Annotated in this window: 17 protein-coding genes; 9 read left to right on the forward strand and 8 right to left on the reverse strand. The window is 69.9% G+C overall.

What is annotated here, in order from left to right:
* Positions 1-144: 144 nt before the first annotated feature.
* A complete protein-coding gene (gene fdhA / locus ACFYWS_RS28070) occupies positions 145-1371 on the reverse strand; it encodes a formaldehyde dehydrogenase, glutathione-independent (protein WP_389280990.1) in 1227 nt (408 codons plus the stop codon).
* Between the two features lie 206 nt (positions 1372-1577).
* Here fdhA and ACFYWS_RS28075 point away from each other — a divergent pair, with 206 nt between their 5' ends.
* On the forward strand, positions 1578-1952 hold the full coding sequence (locus tag ACFYWS_RS28075; RefSeq protein WP_389280991.1) for a cupin domain-containing protein: 375 nt from the start codon (positions 1578-1580) through the stop codon (positions 1950-1952).
* Positions 1953-2004: 52 nt separating this feature from the next.
* On the opposite strand, the gene ACFYWS_RS28080 is transcribed toward ACFYWS_RS28075, so the two are convergent.
* The 3 genes from ACFYWS_RS28080 to ACFYWS_RS28090 form a co-directional block, all read right to left on the reverse strand.
* Positions 2005-3216, reverse strand: coding sequence for an MFS transporter (locus tag ACFYWS_RS28080; protein WP_389281072.1), 1212 nt, complete (start codon positions 3214-3216; stop codon positions 2005-2007).
* A gap of 658 nt (positions 3217-3874) precedes the next feature.
* Complete coding sequence (locus ACFYWS_RS28085; protein WP_389280993.1) at positions 3875-4447, reverse strand: methylated-DNA--[protein]-cysteine S-methyltransferase; 573 nt, start codon at positions 4445-4447, stop codon at positions 3875-3877.
* 41 nt (positions 4448-4488) lie between these two features.
* A complete protein-coding gene (locus ACFYWS_RS28090) occupies positions 4489-5364 on the reverse strand; it encodes a glycerophosphodiester phosphodiesterase (RefSeq protein WP_389280994.1) in 876 nt (291 codons plus the stop codon).
* A 270-nt stretch (positions 5365-5634) separates the two neighbouring features.
* Between ACFYWS_RS28090 and ACFYWS_RS28095 the strand changes: the two genes are divergently transcribed.
* The 7 genes from ACFYWS_RS28095 to aroQ all read left to right on the forward strand — a co-directional run bounded on the left by ACFYWS_RS28095 (position 5635) and on the right by aroQ (position 12859).
* Entirely contained in the window at positions 5635-6486 is an 852-nt protein-coding gene (locus ACFYWS_RS28095; RefSeq protein ID WP_389280996.1) for an MHYT domain-containing protein, read from the forward strand.
* Between the two features lie 74 nt (positions 6487-6560).
* Complete coding sequence (gene uvrB / locus ACFYWS_RS28100) at positions 6561-8699, forward strand: excinuclease ABC subunit UvrB (protein ID WP_389280998.1); 2139 nt, start codon at positions 6561-6563, stop codon at positions 8697-8699.
* 151 nt (positions 8700-8850) lie between these two features.
* Positions 8851-9429, forward strand: a complete 579-nt coding sequence (locus ACFYWS_RS28105; RefSeq protein WP_389281000.1) for a TerD family protein — start codon at positions 8851-8853, stop codon at positions 9427-9429.
* A gap of 266 nt (positions 9430-9695) precedes the next feature.
* Positions 9696-10685 carry a TerC/Alx family metal homeostasis membrane protein gene (locus ACFYWS_RS28110; RefSeq protein ID WP_389281002.1) on the forward strand — a complete coding sequence of 330 codons (990 nt, stop codon included), beginning with the start codon at positions 9696-9698 and terminating at the stop codon, positions 10683-10685.
* Between the two features lie 129 nt (positions 10686-10814).
* Positions 10815-11117: a hypothetical protein gene (locus tag ACFYWS_RS28115; RefSeq protein WP_389281004.1), complete on the forward strand. Its 303-nt coding sequence runs from the start codon at positions 10815-10817 to the stop codon at positions 11115-11117.
* An 83-nt stretch (positions 11118-11200) separates the two neighbouring features.
* On the forward strand, positions 11201-12301 hold the full coding sequence (locus tag ACFYWS_RS28120) for a calcium:proton antiporter (protein WP_389281006.1): 1101 nt from the start codon (positions 11201-11203) through the stop codon (positions 12299-12301).
* A gap of 84 nt (positions 12302-12385) precedes the next feature.
* Positions 12386-12859: a type II 3-dehydroquinate dehydratase gene (gene aroQ / locus ACFYWS_RS28125; protein WP_389281008.1), complete on the forward strand. Its 474-nt coding sequence runs from the start codon at positions 12386-12388 to the stop codon at positions 12857-12859.
* A 46-nt stretch (positions 12860-12905) separates the two neighbouring features.
* Here aroQ and ACFYWS_RS28130 read toward each other — a convergent pair whose 3' ends face one another.
* Together ACFYWS_RS28130 and ACFYWS_RS28135 are read right to left on the reverse strand one after the other, a co-directional pair.
* Complete coding sequence (locus ACFYWS_RS28130; RefSeq protein WP_389281009.1) at positions 12906-13562, reverse strand: MBL fold metallo-hydrolase; 657 nt, start codon at positions 13560-13562, stop codon at positions 12906-12908.
* A gap of 9 nt (positions 13563-13571) precedes the next feature.
* Positions 13572-14303, reverse strand: a complete 732-nt coding sequence (locus tag ACFYWS_RS28135; RefSeq protein WP_389281011.1) for a maleylpyruvate isomerase family mycothiol-dependent enzyme — start codon at positions 14301-14303, stop codon at positions 13572-13574.
* Positions 14304-14600: 297 nt separating this feature from the next.
* Here ACFYWS_RS28135 and uvrA point away from each other — a divergent pair, with 297 nt between their 5' ends.
* The gene (uvrA, locus tag ACFYWS_RS28140) at positions 14601-17639 is read left to right on the forward strand and encodes an excinuclease ABC subunit UvrA (protein ID WP_389281013.1); all 3039 of its coding nucleotides are present in this window, start codon (positions 14601-14603) and stop codon (positions 17637-17639) included.
* Between the two features lie 104 nt (positions 17640-17743).
* On the opposite strand, the gene ACFYWS_RS28145 is transcribed toward uvrA, so the two are convergent.
* Both ACFYWS_RS28145 and ACFYWS_RS28150 read right to left on the reverse strand, forming a co-directional pair.
* Entirely contained in the window at positions 17744-18682 is a 939-nt protein-coding gene (locus tag ACFYWS_RS28145) for a carbohydrate kinase (RefSeq protein ID WP_389281014.1), read from the reverse strand.
* A 211-nt stretch (positions 18683-18893) separates the two neighbouring features.
* Positions 18894-19844 (reverse strand): hypothetical protein, encoded by a 951-nt coding sequence (locus ACFYWS_RS28150; protein WP_389281074.1) that lies wholly within the window; start codon positions 19842-19844, stop codon positions 18894-18896.
* Between the last annotated feature and the right edge of the window lie 18 nt (positions 19845-19862).

Here is a 19862-nt window from a genome sequence, read left to right on the forward strand (position 1 = left end):
GGCGCCTGGGGGGGGGGGGGGGCGCCGGGGCGGGGGGGGGGGGGCGGGGGCGGGGGGGGGGGGGGGTGGGGGGGGGGGGGGGGGGGGTGGCCCCCGGCCCCCCCCCCCCCCCCCCCCGACCGCCCCGGACAGCCCGGACCGGCCTCAGACCGGTCGGGCGCCGCTCAGCACGCCGTGCGGATCGATGACGTACTTACGGCTCGCGCCCTGGTCGAACTCCGCGTAGCCGCGCGGCGCGTCCTCGATGCCGATCACGGTCGCGTTGACGGCCTTCGCGATGTGCACGCGCTCGTGCAGGATCGCCATCATCAGGCCCCGGTGGTACTGCATCACCGGGCACTGCCCCGTCGTGAACGTGTGGCTCTTCGCCCAGCCGAGGCCGAGCCGCACCTTCAGCGTTCCGGTGCGCGCGTCCTGGTCGACGCCGCCCGGGTCGTCGGTGACGTACAGGCCGGGGATGCCGAGCGCGCCACCGGCCGCCGTGAGCCCCATCAGGGAGTTGAGGACCGTGGCCGGCGCCTCGGGTGCGTCCGGGCCGTGTCCGCGGGCCTCGAAGCCGACCGCGTCCACGGCCGCGTCCACCTCGGGGACGCCGAGGATCTCGGCGACCTGCTCCTCCACCGTGCCGCGCGTGAGGTCGACCGTCTCGCAGCCGAAACTCCGTGCCTGCGCGAGCCGTTCGGCGTTCATGTCCCCGACGATCACCACGGCCGCGCCCAGCAGCTGCGCCGATGCCGCCGCCGCGAGCCCGACGGGCCCGGCCCCGGCCACGTACACCGTCGAACCGACCTTCGTGCCCGCCGTGACCGCGCCGTGGAAGCCGGTCGGGAAGATGTCGGAGAGCATGGTCAGATCGAGGAGCTTCTCGCGCGCCTGGTCGGCGTCGGGGAAGCGCAGCGCGTTGAAGTCCGCGTAGGGGATCATGGCGTACTCGGCCTGACCGCCGACCCAGCCGCCCATGTCGACATAGCCGTAAGCCGCCCCGGGCCGCGCCGGGTTGACGTTCAGGCAGATGCCGGTCTTGCGCTCCTTGCAGTTGCGACAGCGCCCGCAGGCGATGTTGAACGGCACGGAGACGATGTCCCCGACGTTCAGGAACTCGACGTCGGGGCCCTTCTCCACGATCTCACCGGTGATCTCGTGGCCCAGGACGAGGCCCTCGGGTGCCGTGGTGCGGCCGCGCACCATGTGCTGGTCGCTGCCGCAGATGTTGGTGGCGAGCACCTTGAGGATCACGCCGTGCCGGCAGGTCCGGCCCACGTTCGCCGAGGCCACCCCCGGCCCGTCCTTCAGTTCGAGCGTCGGGTGCTCGATGGTCCTGACCTCCACCGCTCCCGGCTTGAGATATGCGACTGCCCTGTTTCCGCTCATGCCTGACCGCCGTCCCTTCGGCTTCGTGACTCGCTCTGCGGGATGCTCCGGCTGTGCGCACGGCGGAGTCTGCTACCGAAACGGCGTTCTGAGGAGCCTTCCGGGCAGAGTTGTTGAAGCCTCGACGAGCCGTCCAGTCGGCGGGGCCTGTACGGCACAGGCCGTCCAGTGAGAGGAGAGGCGCAGGTCATCTACGGTGACTGGCCATGACCACGAACGATCGACCCGCAACCGCCCTGGGCTCCTTCGCCGTCCGCGTCCCGGACGTGGACCTCGAACCCGAGCCCCTCGACCCCGCACAGATCCTCTCCGGTGCCCCCGAGGTGACCGGCAAGGTGCTGTGGGAGTCGGCCGACGGCAAGCAGGTGCGCGGCATCTGGCAGATCACGCCCGGCGTGGTCACCGACACCGAGGCGAACGAGCTGTTCGTGGTCGTCAGCGGCCGCGCCACCGTCGCCGTCGAGGGCGGCGAAAGCCTGGAACTCGGCCCCGGCACGGCCGCCGTGCTCCGCGAGGGCGACCGGACGACGTGGACGGTGCACGAGACGCTGCGCAAGGCGTACCACATCACCCTGAGCTGATCCGCGAGATCCGCGTACGAACTCGCCTGTCCGCTACGGGGGTTGGGTTCCGCTACGGATGTGGGGACCGCCGCGTGAACAGGGCCAGCGCTCCGAGCGGGAGCAGCAGGCACGCCGCGGCCAGGTTCAGCCACGCGTAGCTCGCCGTCGCCACCACGATGCCCGCCGTCGCGCCGCCGATTCCCGCCGACAGACTCGTCGTCAGGTCGGAGAGTCCCTGCGCGGCGGCCCGCGCGGCCTGCGGCACGGAGTCGGTGAGCAGCGCGGAGCCCGCGACGAGCCCGGCCGACCAGCCGAGCCCGAGCAGGAACAGCGCCGCCGCGCTCTGCGTGTGACTCCCGCCCGCGGTCCCGGCGAGCAGCGCCGCGCACGCGAGCAGGCCCACCGCGAGCCCGATCACAGTCAGACGCCCGAATGTGTCGGCGAGACGGCCCATCACCGGCGAGAACGCGTACATGCCCGCGATGTGCACGCTGATGACCAGCCCGATCAACTCAATGCCCGCGCCGTGGTGTTCGAGGTCCACCGGTGTCATCGACATGACGGACACCATCGCCGTGTGCGACACCGCCACCGTCACCAGCGCGAGCCGGGCGCGCGGCGACGCGGACACGGCAGCGAATCCCGCCCGTATGGAGCGCGCGGCGGGTGACTGCTCCTCGGCGGGGGCCAGGGACCGCGCGGTCAGCAGCGGGTCGGGGCGCAGCAGTACGTGCACCACGACCGCCGATATCAGGAACACCCCGGCCGCCCACATGAACGGTCCCGCTTCCGCCGGTATGCCGAGCCCGGAGACGCTGCGGCCCGCGGGCGCCGCGATGTTCGGTCCGAGGACGGCGCCGATGGTGGTGGCCCATACGACGGTCGAGATGGCGCGGGCCCGCCGGTCGGGCTCGGCGAGGTCGGCGGCCGCGTACCGGGCCTGGAGGTTGGCGGAGGACGCCGCGCCGAACCCCATCAGCCCGATGAGCAGCAGCGGAAAGCTGCCGAGCACCGCGGCGACGACGGTCACCACGGCGCCCACCGTGCCGATCAGATAGGCCAGTACGAGGCCGGCCCGCCGCCCACGGGCGTTCATCAGCGCGGCCAACGGCACCGAGAGCACCGCGGTCCCCGCGACACTCGCCGTGGACGCGAGGCCGGAGAGCGCCTCGTCCCCGCTGACCTTCTTGGCCAGCACGGCGGCCAGCGCGATCCCGGTGGCGGTCCCCAGCCCACCCAGTATCTGCGAGGCGACCAGCACCCGCTGCGTACGCTGCTGCAACGCCTCTGCCCCCGGCCCCGCCCCGCGTTCGGCGGCCGCCCCGCTGCCGTCGGCGCGGCCGACGTCTTCAGGGAGCACGAGGCCGCTCGCGCGACCGGCGCCTCCCGGCCGACTGGCGCGGCCGACGCCCGCGGGGCGATCGGTGCTTCCCGCGCTCCCGGTGCCGCTCGCGCGTCCGTGGTCTTTGCGCCCGGTGTCGTCGGCGCGTCCGGGGTCTCCGGGGACCACGAGGCCGCTCGCGTGTCCGAGCTCTTCGCGGCGATCAGCGCTTCCCGGGCGGCTGGTGCCGTCGGCGCGGCTGAGGTCTTCGGGGCGATCGGTGCTTCCCGCGCTCCCGGCGCCTCCCGGTCGGCCGGTGCCTCGCGCGCGGCCGACGCCCTCCGGGCGCTCGGGGCCTCCCGCACGCCCGGTGCCGTCAGTGCGGCTGAGGTCTTCGGGGCGATCGGAGCCTCCCGCGCTCCCGGTGTCTCCCGCGCGGCCGACGTCCCCGGGGTGATCGATGCCTCCCGCTCGGCCGGCGGCGTCGGCGTGCTCTGCGAGTCCGTCTCGCGCGGACGCGTCCTCCGGTCGCCCGAGTCGCCCCTCATCCGTGCTCAACGCACACCCCCGCCCCGATCAACCTTGCAGACCGCACGCGTCCGCCCCGACCAGGACCGTCTCAGAACAACGGCTCGGGCAACACCCCTTCCAGCGCGAGCAACTTCCGCTTCGTCTCGAGTCCGCCCCCGAAGCCGCCGATCCCGCCGTCGCGCTCCACGACCCGGTGGCACGGCACCACGACCGGCAGCGGATTCGACCCCATCGCCAGCCCCACGGCCTGCGCGGCTCTCGGCTGTCCGACCCGGTGGGCCAGATCCCCGTACCCGACGACCGCTCCGTACGGCACCCCGGCGAACAGCTCGCGCAGCACCTCCCGGTTGAACCCGGTGATCAGTGACCAGTCGAGCGGCACGTCGAACGCGCGCCGACGGCCCGCGAAGTACTCCGCGAGCTGCCGTATCGCCTCGGCGAGCAGGGGCGATTCGGGCGCCTCGACGGGCTCGGCCCCGAGTTTGGAGCCGAGCCCGTCGAGTGCCTTGTCCCGCACCGCGTCGGTGGCGTGGAAGACCACGTTCACCAGACCGGCGTCCGTCGCGGCGAGCAGCAGCGGGCCGATGTCACTGCGCACGACGGCCCACACGGCCTGCTTCGGCGCGGCGGGAGTGGTCTCGCTCGGTCCAGTGGCGTTCATGCCGACCACGGTACGGCCGGGCACTGACAACGCCGGGCGGGTCAGCCGCCGACGGCCGCCCGCACCACGTCAGGCGCGTTGCTGATGATCCCGTCGACGCCGAAGCCGGCCACCTGCCGCGCGGTCTTCGCGTCGTTGACGGTCCAGGTGTAGGACTCGAGCGGCTTGCCGTGCGGGCCCTTGAGCGCGTGCACCGCCTTGACGTAGTCCGCCGAGATCGTCGTGTGCGAGGGATTGATCTGGTCGGCGAACTTCGCGTACGTCGGCAGCTCCGACACCGCGGGGGTGCCGAGGTAGCCCGTCTTGATGTCCGGGCGCCGAGAGTGCAGGGTGCGGATGCTCTCCGCGTTGAAGCTCTGGACGATCAGCCGGTGTTTGACGTCCCCGGCGTCCAGCCAGCCGTCCCTGCGCAGCTGATGCAGGATCTGGTCCTCGATGCCCGGGTACAGCTCGGGCGACTTGACCTCCATGAGCAGCTTCTGGTGGTTACGGTCGACGCGCCGCAGGTACTCGTGGAGCGTCGGGATCCGCGCGCCCGTGTACTCGGCGCCCTTCCAGCTGCCCGCGTCCAGCTTGGCGATCTCACCCGAGGTGAAGTCCGCCACGTTCCACGGGGAGCGGTCGGGATAGACCTGCTCGACGTTGGTGGTGCGGGCCAGGGTGGTGTCGTGGAGGACGACCAGGGCTCCGTCCCTGGTGCGCTGCACGTCGTTCTCGACCCAGGTGAACCCCAGGGCGTGCGCCTTGTCGACGGCTGCCAGGGTGTTCTCGGGTGCGTACGCGGAGGCACCGCGGTGGGCGACGACCGCGGTTCTGTTGTGTGCGGGGGCGGCTTGTGCGGTGGTGGGCAGGACCAGGACACCGATGACGACGGAGCCCGCCGCTGAGGTCAGAGCGGCTGCTGCGCGTGCGTACACGTGTGCTCCTCATGCGTCGTGGAATCACGGACTGTACGAGATTGACAGCTGAGAGCGAACGAAAAGTAGGCGCAGGATGGTCACGAGTTGAATGGAGTCACTCAACTGCGGTCGGCCCCGGTGTCGTGCACCCGGCTTCTTTGCCGGAAAATCGTTCGGACGTTCCCGTGTGCGATTTAATCTCTGCCTCACCCGCGGTCGCCTCGGCCGCCGCGCGCGAAGGGACGAGCTGCACATCTCACGGAAAACCAGGCGGAAGGGCTGTCACGCATGCAGGGTTCGGTCGACGGCTTCAGTTACGGGCTCGTCACCCCGGTGGTGGCGTATCTCATGGCCTGCCTCGGAGGCGCCCTGGGACTGCGCTGCACCACCAGATCCCTGCTCGTCGCCAACACCTGGCGGGTGGGATGGCTCGCGCTGGGCTCCGCGGCGATCGGCTCCGGGATCTGGACCATGCACTTCATCGCGATGATGGGCTTCAGCGTGGAGGACCTGCCGATCCGCTACGACCCGCTGATGACGTTCGCGAGTCTCGGCGTGGCCATCCTCATGGTCGGCATCGGCGTCTTCATCGTCGGCTACAAGGGCGCGACCGGCGCCGCTCTGTTCACCGGGGGCACCATCACGGGCCTCGGAGTGGCGTCCATGCACTACCTCGGAATGGCCGGAATGCGCCTTCACGGGACGATCAGTTACAGCACGTTCACCGTGGTCGCCTCCGTGGTCATCGCCATGGCGGCGGCCACCGCCGCCCTGTGGGCGGCCGTCCAGGTACGGGGCATCATGTGGAGCGTCGGCGCGAGCCTGATCATGGGGCTCGCCGTCTCGGGGATGCACTACATGGCGATGGCGGGGGTCAGCGTCCACGCGCACACCGATGCCGTCGGTTCCCCCGGAGGGGACTCGGCCACCGCCATCCTCGGGCCCATGCTGATCGGCCCGCTGGGCTTCCTGCTCCTGGCCGGGGTCGTCGTCGTATTCGACCCGATGCTGGTCACGGGCCGCCCCGACTGGCGTGACAGCCGAGCGGCAGAGGCCCGGCTCGGGACCCCCGCACCGGCCGTCACACGCCTGCGCCGCCCCCGGGGACGACCGGCTTCGCGCACGCCGCAGGACTCGTGACCCGGAACCCCTGAAGGCCGGGCCCGACAGCGGTTCGGGCCCGGTTGTCAGTGGCGGGTCGTACGGTTGGTTCCATGCGGCCCGTATCCAAGATCGAACGCACGGTGGCACCCTTCGAGGTCGTCAGCCCGTACCAGCCCAGCGGTGACCAGCCCGCGGCCATCGCCGAGCTGGAGAAGCGCGTGACGGCAGGCGAGAAGGACGTCGTCCTGCTCGGCGCGACCGGCACCGGCAAGTCCGCCACCACGGCGTGGATGATCGAGAAGCTCCAGCGCCCCACGCTCGTCATGGCGCCGAACAAGACGCTGGCCGCCCAGCTGGCCAACGAGTTCCGCGAGCTGCTTCCGAACAACGCGGTCGAGTACTTCGTCTCGTACTACGACTACTACCAACCCGAGGCGTACGTTCCGCAGTCGGACACGTACATCGAGAAGGACTCCTCGGTCAACGAGGAGGTGGAGCGCCTGCGCCACTCCGCGACGAACTCGCTGCTGACGCGCAGGGACGTCATCGTGGTCGCCTCCGTCTCCTGCATCTACGGCCTCGGCACTCCGCAGGAGTACGTGGACCGCATGGTCCCCCTGAAGGTCGGGGACGAGATCGACCGGGACGACCTGCTGCGCCGCTTCGTGGACATCCAGTACACGCGCAACGACGTGGCGTTCCAGCGCGGCACCTTCCGGGTGCGCGGCGACACCATCGAGATCTTCCCCGTCTACGAAGAGCTCGCGGTCCGCATCGAGATGTTCGGCGACGAGATCGAGTCGCTCTCCACCCTCCACCCCCTCACCGGCGAGGTCATCAGCGACGACGACTCGCTGTACATCTTCCCGGCGACCCACTACGTGGCCGGCCCCGAGCGCCTGGAGCGCGCGGCCAACGACATCGAGAAGGAGCTGGAGGAGCGCCTCGCCGAGCTGGAGAAGCAGGGCAAGATGCTCGAGGCCCAGCGCCTTCGCATGCGGACCACGTACGACCTCGAGATGCTCCGCCAGATCGGCTCCTGCTCCGGCGTGGAGAACTACTCGATGCACTTCGACGGCCGCGAGCCCGGCTCCCCGCCGCACACGCTGCTCGACTACTTCCCGGACGACTTCCTGCTCGTGATCGACGAGTCGCACGTCACCGTGCCGCAGATCGGCGCCATGTACGAGGGCGATGCCTCCCGTAAGCGCACCCTCGTGGACCACGGCTTCCGCCTGCCCTCCGCGCTCGACAACCGCCCCCTGAAGTGGGAGGAGTTCCAAAAGCGCATCGGCCAGGCCGTCTATCTGTCGGCGACGCCGGGCAACTACGAGCTCTCGCGCGCGGACGGTCACGTCGAGCAGATCATCCGCCCCACCGGTCTCATCGACCCCGAAGTCGTCGTGAAGCCCACCGAGGGCCAGATCGACGACCTGGTGCACGAGATCCGTACGCGCACGGAGAAGGACGAGCGCGTCCTGGTCACCACGCTCACCAAGAAGATGGCCGAGGACCTCACGGACTACTTCATCGAGCTCGGCATCCAGGTGCGCTATCTGCACAGCGACGTCGACACGCTGCGCCGCGTCGAGCTGCTGCGCGAGCTGCGCGCGGGCGAGTTCGACGTGCTGGTCGGCATCAACCTGCTGCGTGAGGGCCTCGACCTGCCCGAGGTCTCCCTGGTCGCGATCCTCGACGCCGACAAGGAGGGCTTCCTGCGCTCCGGCACCTCGCTGATCCAGACGATCGGCCGCGCGGCGCGAAACGTCTCGGGCCAGGTCCACATGTACGCCGACAAGATCACCCCGGCGATGGAGAAGGCCATCGACGAGACCAACCGCCGCCGGGAGAAGCAGGTCGCGTACAACGAGGCGAACGGGATCGACCCCCAGCCCCTCCGTAAGAAGATCAACGACATCGTGGCGTCCATCGCGCGCGAGGACGTCGACACGGAGGCGCTGATCGGCACCGGCTACCGAAAGGGCGGCAAGGACGGAAAGGGCGCCAAGGCCCCCGTCCCCTCGGCCGGAAAGGCGGAGGCGCCGGCCAGGAAGAAGCGCGGCAAGGCGGAGGAGACGGTTCCCACGGACCGTCCCGCGGCCGAGCTGTCCGGGCAGATCGAGGAGCTGACCGAGCGGATGCGGGCCGCCGCGGCGGACCTTCAGTTCGAGGTCGCGGCACGGCTGCGCGACGAGGTGTCGGAGATGAAGAAGGAGCTGCGGCAGATGAAGGAGGCAGGCATCGCCTGACCTGCCACGACGGGCGGGGTGGCAGAGGCGTGTCGCAGGACCGCCACAAAACCCCGCCCACGGTGGCGGCGTTGTCGGCGCCGCCCTCTAGGGTTTGGACCAACCGCGCGTATGGCGCGGCAACAGGGGACGGTTCGAGAGGGGACAGCGCGTGGGCATCGACTTGACCAAGGGTCAGGCCATCAGCCTGGAGAAGCAGGGCGGGGGCACCCTCACGGCCGTACGGATGGGACTCGGCTGGCAGGCGGCTCCTCGACGCGGCCTGTTCGGCACCCGCACGCGCGAGGTCGACCTCGACGCGTCGGCGGTCCTCTTCGCCGACAAGCAGCCCGTCGACGTGGTCTTCTTCCGCCACCTCGTCAGCGAAGACGGCTCGGTGCGGCACACCGGCGACAACCTGGTCGGCGGTGCCGGGAAGGGCGGCGACGACGAGTCGATCGTCGTCGACCTGCAGAGCGTCCCGGACCACATCGACCAGATCGTCTTCACGGTCAACTCCTTCACGGGACAGACCTTCCAGGAGGTGCAGAACGCGTTCTGCCGCCTGGTCGACGAAGCGAACGGTCAGGAACTCGCCCGCTACACGCTCGACGGCGGCGGAAAGTACACGGCGCAGATCATGGCGAAGGTGCACCGTGCGGGCAGCGGCTGGAAGATGACGGCCCTCGGCGAAGCGGCCAAGGGCCGGACATTCCAGGACCTGATGCCCGCGATCCTGCCCAGCCTGTAGCCGTCGTGGACAGGTCTCGGATAGGCCTCCGACCTGCACACTTGGCAACTACTTTACCTTTCCCTTTACCTTTCATGGGTGTTTCGAGTACGCTCCTTTACGCGGAGGGGAGTACTCCAACGCGGCGTTCCCGTCAGTACGGACGACAGGCCAGACGGCGGTCGATCCCGGGGCGCCGGCCCGAGACGCGCCAAGGCGCTCGGGTGGAAGAGACCTCCGGCAGCGACGACGCTGATCAGTAGCCGTACGACGCCGGAGGCGCAGTAGTGGACGTATCAATGACTGTGTGGGTGCTGACCGTTCTCGGTCTGTGCGCCCTCATTGCGGTCGACTTCTTCATCGGGCGAAAGCCCCACGACGTATCGATCAAGGAAGCAGGCATCTGGACCGTCGTCTGGATCGTGCTCGCCGCGCTGTTCGGCGTCGGCCTCATGGTCTGGGGCGGCAGCCAGGCGGGCGGCGAGTTCTTCGCGGGCTTCATCACCGAGAAGTCGCTCAGCGTGGACAACCTCTTCGTCTTCATCCTGATCATGGCGAAGTTCTCGGTGCCCACCCAGTTGCAGCAGCGCGTACTGCTCTTCGGTGTGCTGATCGCGCTCGTACTGCGAGCGATCTTCATCGCGGCGGGCGCGGCGATCATCTCCAACTTCTCGTGGGTCTTCTACATCTTCGGCGCCTTCCTCATCTACACCGCCTGGAAGCTCATCAAGGAGGCCATGGCGGACGACGAGGAGGAGGAGTTCGAGGAGAACCGCCTCCTTAAGTCGATCGAAAAGAAGTTCGGCGTCGCGGACAGCTACCACGGCACGAAGCTCTTCATCCAGCAGCACGGCAAGAAGGTCATGACGCCGCTCCTGGTCGTCATGCTCGCCATCGGCATGACCGACGTGCTGTTCGCGATGGACTCGATCCCGGCGATCTTCGGCCTGACCCAGGACCCGTACGTCGTCTTCACCGCGAACGCCTTCGCGCTGATGGGCCTTCGCCAGCTGTACTTCCTCATCGGTGGCCTGCTCAAGAAGCTGGTGCACCTCAGCTACGGCCTCTCGGTGATCCTCGCCTTCATCGGCGTGAAGCTGGTCCTGCACGCACTGCACGAGTCCGGTGTGCACGTACCGGAGATCTCCATCCCGGTCTCGCTCTCCGTCATCTGCGGCGTCCTGATCGTCACGACGATCACCAGCCTCATCGCCTCGAAGAAGCAGGCCGAGCGGGACGCGGCCGAAGCGGCTCGGAAGGACAGCATCGAGGCCTGACGGCGTCGAGCGTAGGAATTACCAGCACCGGGAGCGGTGCGCGGCCGATTGCCGCGTGCCGCTCCCGGTGCTTCGTTGTGCCCTGAGCGCGTTCCGCGGGGGCGCGAGGGCACGACGGGGGAGGACCCCATGAAGTTCGTCCAGATCATCGATTTCGAGTCCCAGCGGTTCGGCGAGATGCGGGAGCTGCTGGAGGCCTTCGAGCAGCGGATGCAGGGCACTCCGGGCGGCCCCACGCACCGGATGATGCTCAAGGACCGGGACACCACCGGCCGCTATCTCGCGGTCATCGAGTTCGAGTCCTACGAGGACGCGATGCGCAGCAACGAACACCCCGAGGTGGCCGAGCTCAACCGGCAGCTCTCGGCCCTGTGCACCCGCCCGCCGGCCTTCACCAACTGCGACCTCAAGGACACGCGCGAACTCAAGTGACGTACACGTGCGGCGCTCTGCGACCGCCGGGCGCCGCCGCCGGAGAAGTCGCGCCCCCACTCCGCCACGGGCACCATCGATGAATGATCACCAGAGTGCGGGCGCTGAGTACGCAGTGGACCGTGGTGATGCCACTGATCGCGATCGTGCTGCTCGCGTTCACCTGGGGGCGCGATCTGCCGGGTGCCGTGGTCGCCGTCGTCGCGGTGGTCCTCGCGGTCTCCGTACTCGCGGCCGTGCACCACGCGGAGGTCGTCGCCCACCGGGTCGGTGAACCCTTCGGTTCGCTCGTGCTCGCCGTGGCCGTGACGATCATCGAGGTCGCGCTGATCGTCACCTTGATGGCCGACGGCGGGGCCAAGAGCTCCACGCTCGCCCGCGACACCGTGTTCGCCGCCGTCATGATCACCTGCAACGGCATCGTCGGCGTCAGCCTGCTCGCGGCCGCGCTGCGGCACCGCGTGGCGATCTTCCAGTCCGAAGGCACCGGGGGAGCCCTCGCCACCGTGGCCACGCTCGCGACGCTCTGCCTGGTCCTGCCGACCTTCACCACCAGCAAGATCGGCCCGGAGTTCTCCACCTCCCAGCTGGTCTTCTCGGCCGTCGCCGCGCTCGTCCTGTACGGGCTCTTCGTCGCGACGCAGACCGTGCGCCACCGCGACTACTTCCTGCCGATCACCAAGCACGGCGAGGTGATCGACGCCGACGACCACGCCGACGTGCCGAGCACCAGGACCGCCCTGTTCAGCCTCGGCCTGCTCGCGCTCGCCCTGGTCGCGGTCGTCGGACTCACCAAGGGCGTCTCGAAGACGATCGAGCAGGGGGTGGCGGCGGCCGGCATGCCGCAGGCGGTGGTCGGCGTGATCATCGCGCTGCTCGTGCTGCTGCCCGAGACCATCGCGGCGCTCCGTGCGGCTCGCCGGGACCGGGTGCAGACCAGCCTCAACCTCGCGCTCGGCTCGTCCATGGCCAGCATCGGCCTCACGGTGCCCGCCGTCGCCATCGCCTCGTACTGGCTGACCGGGCCGCTCGTCCTCGGGCTCGGCGCCACGCACATGGTGCTGCTCGCGCTGACCATGGTGGTCGCGACCCTCACCATCGTCCCCGGCCGTGCCACACCGCTCCAGGGCGGCGTCCACCTGGTGATTCTCGCCGCGTACATCGAGCTCGCCGTCACGCCCTGACCGCCCTTCACCCACCGCCCTTCGGGCTGTAGTGGCGCCGTGATAGACCCTCAAGGAGCAAACGCTCTTCTACGGAGGTCCCTCGTGCCGCGCACTCTCGCCAACGCCCCGATCATGGTTCTCAACGGCCCGAACCTGAACCTGCTCGGCAAGCGCCAGCCGGAGATCTACGGCCGCGACACCCTCACCGACGTCGAGGCCCTGTGCGTGAAGACGGCCACCGCGCACGGCGCCACCGTGGACTTCCGGCAGTCCAACCACGAGGGCGAGCTCGTCGACTGGATCCATGAGGCGCGCGAGAACCACGTGGGCATCGTCATCAACCCGGCCGCCTACTCACACACCTCCGTGGCGATCCTGGACGCGCTCAACACCTGCGACGGCATGCCGGTGGTGGAGGTCCACATCTCCAACATCCACCAGCGCGAGGAGTTCCGGCACCACTCCTACGTATCGCTGCGCGCCGACGGCGTGATCGCCGGATGCGGCGTGCAGGGATACGCGTTCGGCGTGGAGCGGGTGGCGGCGCTCGCCGCACCGGGCACGGCGCAGGCGTAAAACGCCGCCTACAGGGCGGGCCGAGGCGAAACGGCCCGCCTACAGGTCACCAGCCCCGCTCGCGCCACTCCTGGACGTGGGGACGCTCGGCGCCCAGTGACGTGTCGTTCCCGTGTCCCGGGTAGACCCACGTCTCGTCCGGCAGCGTGCCGAAGATCTTCGTCTCCACGTCGTCGATGAGACTCGCGAAGGCCTTGGGGTCCTTCCACGTGTTGCCCACGCCGCCGGGGAACAGACAGTCACCGGTGAAGACGTGCGGGTGGCCGTGCGGGTCGTCGTAGACCAGGGCGATCGAACCGGGCGTGTGGCCGACCAGATGGCGGGCCGTGAGCGTGATCCGGCCGAACTCGATGGTGTCCCCGTCGGAGACGGCGACATCCGTCGCCACCGGGATCCCCTCGACGTCCTCGCGCCCCGCGTACGTGCGCGCGCCGGTCGCCTCCACGACCTCCTGGAGGCCCTGCCAGTGGTCGCCGTGCCGGTGCGTGGTGACGACGGCGGCGATGCCGTCCTCACCGATGAGCCGCAGCAGCGTCTCCGGCTCGTTCGCCGCGTCGATCAGGAGCTGCTGATCGGTCGCGCGGCAGCGCAACAAGTAGGCGTTGTTGTCCATCGGCCCGACCGCGACCTTGGAGATCATCAGGTCCTGCAGCTCGTGCACATCCGCCGGGCCGCCGACCTTCACCGCTCCGCTGTACGTCATGGATTCAGCCTATAGCGGGGGCAGGGGCGGCAGGGAGCCCCGGTCGACGGTGAGGGCGCCGCCGTCCCTGCGGCCCGCGAGCCAGCCCAGGAGGTCGGCCTGGCGGCCCTTGACGACGATGCCGAGTTCCGGTTCGGGGCCCGCGCCCGCCTTGATCTCCTCCAGGGAGAACTTCTGCACGGCCCCCGTGGAGATCATCCGGCCGTCGTCCTGCTTGATCAGCAGGGGCGGCAGGCCGGGGTGGTCGCGGAACCGCTTCGAGAGGAAGTTGATCTCCCGCTGGGTGAACTCGGCGGAGAGGTCCTCCAGCTCGTAGCCGATCCCGAGGTCCACGTGGTGCAGTTCGACCTCGATCCAGCGGCGGAACGGCACGTTCGAGGCGAGATCCTTCACACCGCCCCGCAGCTCCACCGTGCGCGCCCAGTCGGCGTCCTCGGCCCCCAGGCGCCGGAACCGCTCGGCGCTGTCCTGTACGTCACCGAGCTGCTCGCGCAGTCCGCGCGGGGCGTCCCGTTCGATGTCGGCGTCGCGGGACCGGGCGCTCTCGTACATGGGGCGGCCCTCGAGGACGTTGACGAGCGCGTCCGCGTTGCGGGCCAGGTGGGCGAGTACGTGCCCGCGGCTCCACCCCGGAAGCCGTGACGGCTCGGCCACGGCGGCGTTGTCCAGGGCGCCGACCGCGGCGAGCAGCCGGTCGGTCGCTTCGTGTACTGACGCCAGGTCGCGCACATGATCACTCATGGCGCCGACGATAGCCCCGCCACACGTTCGGGTGAAGGTGGCCTACGAAGGCCTACGATCCGCATGAATCGAATGTACGTGCTATATGGTCGAGGGCGGCGTCAGGCATTCTTGGTAGTCCGGGTTTGTTACCAACCAGGGAATCCGACCGGCGTTGTCAGTGGCTCCCTCTAGTCTTCGAAGGACAGCCTTCTCAGGGCCGCTCCGCCTCGATCGCGGCGTGAGCGCCTCGAGAGTCAGACCTCGAGAGACGGGGGCCCGCCCCTGTCACTTATCTCCAGAAAGGTGCGGACCGGCGTGGCCGACCGTCTCATCGTCCGTGGCGCGCGCGAGCACAATCTTCGGAATGTCTCGCTCGACCTCCCGCGCGACTCCCTCATCGTCTTCACCGGTCTGTCCGGCTCCGGTAAGTCCTCCCTCGCGTTCGACACGATCTTCGCCGAGGGCCAGCGCCGGTACGTCGAGTCGCTGTCGTCGTACGCCCGCCAGTTCCTCGGCCAGATGGACAAGCCGGACGTCGACTTCATCGAGGGCCTCTCCCCGGCCGTCTCGATCGACCAGAAGTCCACGTCGCGCAACCCGCGCTCCACGGTCGGCACCATCACCGAGGTCTACGACTACCTGCGCCTGCTCTTCGCGCGCGTGGGCAAGCCGCACTGCCCGGAGTGCGGCCGGCCCATCGCCCGCCAGTCGCCGCAGGCCATCGTCGACAAGGTCCTGGAGCTGCCCGAGGGCAGCCGCTTCCAGGTTCTGTCGCCGCTCGTGCGCGAGCGCAAGGGCGAGTTCGTCGACCTCTTCAGCGACCTGCAGACCAAGGGCTACTCCCGCGCGCGCGTGGACGGGCAGACGATCCAGCTGTCCGAGCCGCCGACGCTGAAGAAGCAGGAGAAGCACACGATCGAGGTGGTCGTCGACCGCCTCACCGTGAAGAGCACCGCCAAGCGCCGCCTGACCGACTCCGTGGAGACCGCGCTCGGCCTCTCCGGCGGCATGGTCGTGCTCGACTTCGTCGACCTCCCCGAGGACGACCCGGAGCGCGAGCGCATGTACTCGGAGCACCTGTACTGCACGTACGACGACCTGTCCTTCGAGGAGCTCGAGCCGCGCTCCTTCTCCTTCAACTCGCCCTTCGGCGCCTGCCCCGACTGCACCGGCATCGGTACGCGCATGGAGGTCGACCCCGAGCTGATCGTTCCCGACGAGGACAAGTCGCTGGACGAGGGCGCCATCCACCCGTGGTCGCACGGGCACACGAAGGACTACTTCGGCCGCCTCATCGGCGCCCTCGCGGACGCACTCGGCTTCCGTACGGACATCCCCTTCGCCGGTCTTCCGCAGCGCGCCAAGAAGGCGCTCCTGAACGGCCACAAGACGCAGATCGAGGTCCGCTACCGCAACCGGTACGGGCGCGAGCGCCGCTACACGACGCCCTTCGAGGGCGCCGTCCCGTTCGTGAAGCGCCGTCACAGCGAGGCCGAGTCGGACGCGAGCCGCGAGCGCTTCGAGGGCTACATGCGCGAGGTGCCCTGCCCGACCTGTGAGGGCACGCGACTGAAGCCGCTCATCCTGGCTGTCACGGTCATGGGGAGGTCGATCGCCGAGGTCTCGGCCATGTCGATCAGCGACTGCGCCGACTTCCTGAGCGAGATGAAGCTGAACGCGCGCGACAAGAAGATCGCTGAGCGCGTCCTGAAGGAGGTCAACGAGCGGCTGCGCTTCCTGGTCGACGTGGGCCTCGACTACCTCTCGCTCAACCGCGCGGCGGGCACCCTCTCAGGCGGCGAGGCCCAGCGCATCCGGCTCGCGACGCAGATCGGCTCCGGCCTCGTCGGCGTCCTGTACGTGCTCGACGAGCCGTCCATCGGCCTGCACCAGCGCGACAACCACCGGCTCATCGAGACGCTCGTCCGGCTCCGCGACATGGGCAACACGCTCATCGTGGTCGAGCACGACGAGGACACCATCAAGGTCGCCGACTGGATCGTCGACATCGGCCCCGGCGCGGGCGAGCACGGCGGCAAGGTCGTGCACAGCGGTCCCTTGAAGGAACTGCTGGCGAACCCGGAGTCGGTGACCGGCCAGTACCTGGCGGGCAAGAAGGCCATCGCGATGCCGGACATCCGGCGGCCCGTGGACCCGGGACGCCGCCTCACCGTGCACGGTGCCAAGGAGAACAACCTCCAGGACATCGAGGTGTCCTTCCCGCTGGGTGTCCTCACGGCCGTCACCGGCGTATCGGGATCCGGCAAGTCGACGCTGGTGAACGACATCCTGTACACGCACCTGGCGAGGGAGTTGAACGGGGCGCGCTCCGTCCCGGGCCGGCACACGCGCGTGGACGGCGACGACCTGGTCGACAAGGTCGTGCACGTCGACCAGTCGCCCATCGGCCGCACGCCGCGGTCGAACCCGGCGACGTACACCGGAGTCTTCGACAACGTCCGCAAGCTGTTCGCCGAGACGACCGAGGCGAAGGTCCGCGGCTATCTGCCGGGACGCTTCTCCTTCAACGTCAAGGGCGGCCGCTGCGAGAACTGCTCCGGTGACGGCACGATCAAGATCGAGATGAACTTCCTGCCGGACGTGTACGTCCCGTGCGAGGTCTGCCACGGCGCGCGCTACAACCGGGAGACGCTGGAGGTCCACTACAAGGGCAAGTCCATCGCCGAGGTTCTGGACATGCCGATCGAGGAGGCGCTGAGCTTCTTCGAGGCCGTCCCGGCGATCGCCCGCCACCTCAGGACGCTCAACGACGTGGGCCTCGGCTACGTCCGGCTCGGGCAGCCCGCGCCGACGCTCTCCGGTGGTGAGGCGCAGCGTGTGAAGCTCGCCAGTGAGCTGCAGAAGCGTTCCACGGGCCGCACGGTGTACGTGCTCGACGAGCCGACCACCGGTCTGCACTTCGAGGACATCAGCAAGCTCATCACGGTGCTCTCCGGCCTCGTCGACAAGGGCAACACGGTCATCGTCATCGAGCACAACCTCGACGTGATCAAGACGGCCGACTGGGTCGTCGACATGGGTCCCGAGGGCGGCAACGGCGGCGGTCTCGTCGTCGCCGAGGGCGCCCCGGAAGACGTCGCGGCGGTCCCGACGAGCCACACCGGCAAGTTCCTGCGCGACGTCCTCGGAGCCGACCGGGTCAGTGACGCGGCCGTGCCCGCCGCCCGCACCCGTAAGGCGGCGAAGAAGACCGTGGCGGCGACGAAGGCCCCGGCCAAGAAGACGGCCGCGGTGAAGGCGACCGCTTCCAAGTCGACGGCCAAGACGACGGCCAAGACGGCGGCCAAGAAGTCCGCCGCCAAGAAGGCGACCGGGAAGGCCCGTAAGGCCTGACGGAGGTCCAGCCTCACCGGCAGACGAGCGACGGCGCCCCGTGGGAACTCCCCACGGGGCGCCGCGCGTTCAGAGTGGTGGGCAGGTCCTCACCAGGCAGGTCCTCACCAAGAAGGACCCACCAGTTCGGTGGCGTAGGGCGGCTCCGCGCCCGCCCGTGAGCAGGTGACCGCCGCCGCCCGCGCGGCGAACCGCAGCAGCCGGGACCAGTCGTCGCCGCCGAGCCCGGAGATCGCGGCGGGGGAGAGGGCGTCCTGGCGCGAAAGCCCGTGCAGCAGAGCGGCGTTGACGGTGTCGCCGGCGCCGATCGTGTCCACGACGTCGACCCGCTCGCCCGGCACCGAGTACTCGCCCCCGTCCCGTGTGAGCGCGGTGAGACCCTCCCCGCCGCGCGTGATCACCACAGCGGCGGGACCCGCGGCAAGCCACTCCTGTGGTGTGCCGCCCAGCCACTCGGCGTCGTCCTCGGAGAGCTTCAGCAGCGTCGTCGACCCGAGCCAGTTCTTGAAGCGGGCCCGGTAGGCGTCCGCGTCCGGGATCAGGCCGGCCCGGATGTTCGGGTCGAGCGCCGTGCACACGCCCTGCGCGGCGGCCGAGCGCATCACGTCCTCGTACGCGGTGGCGCCCGGTTCGAGCGCCAGCGAGCAGGTGCCGAACGACATCGCGCGCGTGCCGGCCGGCAGCGCCTCGGGCACCGCGAAGAGCCGGTCGGCGGTTCCCTCCACGTAGAAGGAGTACCCGGCGGAGCCGTCGGCGCCGATGGAGGCCACGGCGAGCGTCGTCGGTTCATCGCCCCGCTGCACCGGGGAGACGTCCACCCCGGCCGCCCGCAGGCCGCCGAGCAGGGCCTCCCCGAAGGCGTCCCGCGACACCCGCGAGCAGAACGCCACGGACGAGCCGAGACGGCCGAGCGCCACCGCCGTGTTGTACGGGCCGCCGCCGAGCCGCGGGGCGAGGGCGGGGAGTTCGGTGACGGGTCCGCCGTCGGTGGGCACGCCCTGGGGGACGAGGTCGATCAGCGCCTCTCCGGCGACGACAATCACGGTGTTTCCTTTCGGGCGGGCGGGCGAGCAGTCAGACAGGGACGGTGGGGTCTGCGAGCACCGTCGACGCTAGAGCCTCACACCGAGCGCGGCACCCGCCTCACCCGAACCGGGCACGCACGCCGTGAACCCGGGCACGCACGCCCCGCATCCGGGCACGGTCACTCCCACTCACTCCCACTCAGTCCCACTCAGTCCCACTCACTCCCACTCACTCCCAGTCCCACCCGATCCCCACCAGCCCCGCCCGCACCTGCGGCTCCACCATGTGCACCGACCGGTGCGGGCCGCTCAGCGGGAGTTCGTGGCGGCCGCCGCGCGGGTCCGCGGCCGACCGCTGGGCGAAGCGGTGGCAGCGCACGGGCAGCGCGTCGTCCGCGAACCGGACCTGGAGCGCGTACTGCCCTCCGGAGAAGCCGAATCCGCGGACGTACTCGGAGGCGGAACCGGCCGTCCCGTCCTCGAAGCCGTAGTGGAACAGATGGGTGTCGCCCGCCCGGAGCCGCGCGTCGAAGAGCAACTCCGCGACCAGGACGCCCGCCCTGTCGTCCCAGCGCACCCGTCCCGTACGGCAGTTCTCCATGGCGAAGACCGCCACATCCGCCGGGGAACACCCCGGGCTGCCATGGTGGATGGCCACATAACGGTCCACGCCGTCGCGGTGCGCCCGGACGATCTGCTGCGAGTCCCTGCCGAGGAGCTGCCGGTGCGCGCCGATCCGCACTCGCTCGTGGTGCCCGACGGTGTGCGGCCTGCCGTCCAGCGGGGACTCCAGCTCCGCGAGCAGCCGCTCGACGGCCCCGGACGCCTCGATGAGCGACCGGTACGAGCGGGCCGCAGGGCGCTTGGGCCCGGCCGTTCCGGGAACCGGACCGAGCAGCCGGATCAGCGATTCCTCGGGCAGTTCGAGGATCTCCTCCAGAGCGCGCACGGCCCGCATCGATTCGGGGCGCTGCGGCCGCCGCGCGCCCTGCTGCCAGTAACTGAGGCTGGTGACACCGATGTTGACGCCGTGACCGGCGAGGTGGTGGCGCACGCGGTGCAGGGGCAGTCTGCGGGCGGCGATCGCGGCCCGCAGAGCGCTGTGGAACGGGCCGGAGCGCAGGGCCACGTCCAGCTCCGGTGCCTGTGCCGCTTGCTTCTGCCGTTCGCCGAGCCGCATCCGGGCCTCCCACTTGTG

The organism is Streptomyces sp. NPDC002795 (assembly GCF_042888725.1).
In the GTDB taxonomy this organism is placed as follows: Bacteria; Actinomycetota; Actinomycetes; order Streptomycetales; family Streptomycetaceae; genus Streptomyces.